1 protein-coding gene and 1 pseudogene are annotated in these 1,104 nt (G+C 73.7%); both read right to left on the bottom strand.

Going from position 1 to position 1,104, the window contains the following annotated elements; genetic code table 11:
* Nucleotides 1–173 (bottom strand): annotated as a pseudogene (locus tag K789_RS25160) (uroporphyrinogen-III synthase); the annotation flags it as partial.
* A gap of 5 nt (nt 174–178) precedes the next feature.
* Entirely contained in the window at nt 179–1,102 is a 924-nt protein-coding gene (gene cobA / locus K789_RS0113860) for a uroporphyrinogen-III C-methyltransferase (RefSeq protein ID WP_084507560.1), read from the bottom strand.
* Between the last annotated feature and the right edge of the window lie 2 nt (nt 1,103–1,104).

The following is a 1,104-nucleotide window of genomic DNA, read 5'->3' as shown; positions in this document are numbered from 1 at the left end:
CGCTCCAGGGCCTCGATCAGGTCCTGGGAGCGGCGGTGCGAGGTCACGCCGATCCGGAAGCCCTCCAGCGGCAGCTCGACAGCCTCCGCCACAGTGTCCGGCGCGGTTCCCGGCGCAGGGTTGGGGCCGGCACCGGGCGGCCCGGCCGGGGCGATGGCGTTGAGTGCGCTCACGGCTCTCACGCTCCCATCAGGGACGCGGCCAGGCGGTCCAGTTCGGCTTCCGCCTCCGCGCAGCCGCGGTTGGCCTCGGCCACCCGGACGACGTCGCCGATCACCAGCACGGCCGGGTTGCTGCAGTCCGCAGCCGCCGTCGTGATGGTCCCCAGCTCGGCGATGGTGGTCCGCTGGCCGGGGCGGTAACCGCGTTCGACGACGGCCATCGGCATGTCCGCGCGCATTCCCGCCCGGCGGAGGCCGGCGGCGAGCTGGTGGAGCGTGCCGATGCCCATCAGCACCACAATGGTCCCGCCGAGGCCGGCAAGGTGCGTGTGCTCCTTCTCCGTCAGCGGGGCATGGCCGGAGACCACGGTGAACATGTGGCTGACCTCGCGGTGCGTGACCGGGATCCCGGCGGCGGCCGGGACGGAGATGGCACTCGTGACGCCGGAAATCACGCGGACGGGCACACCGGCCGTCACGCAGGAGGCCACTTCCTCGCCGCCGCGGCCGAACACGTACGGGTCACCGCCCTTGAGCCGCACCACGTTCTTCCCGGCCAGGGCCGCTTCCACCATGAGCTCCTCGATGCCGGACTGGCTGACCGGGTGGTGGCCGGGGCGCTTGCCCACATCCACCAGCTCGGCCGTGCTCAGTGCGGGCAGTTCCTGGTACGGGGCCAGCCGGTCGTAGAAGACGACGTCGGCGTCCCGCAGGGCCTTGACGGCGGCGACGGTCAGCAGTTCGGTGGTTCCGGGGCCGCCGCCGACCAGGGTGACCTGGCCTGCGGGGCCCGCGGCGGGTTCCGCCGCGACGGGGATGCCGGTTTCACGGCAGCGGTCCAGCAGCGGCTCCCAGCCGGGCTGGCCGTCGTCGACCGCGGCGACCAGGAAAGGACGCTCCGGCAGGGGGCCGTCCTGGCGGGAACCGCCCGGGCTGCTCAGCC

Origin of the sequence: Arthrobacter sp. TB 26, from assembly GCF_000427315.1 — a bacterium.
In the GTDB taxonomy this organism is placed as follows: Bacteria; Actinomycetota; Actinomycetes; order Actinomycetales; family Micrococcaceae; genus Arthrobacter.
Note: the sequence above shows the minus strand (reverse complement) of the source record. Positions and strands in the feature narration are given on the sequence as shown.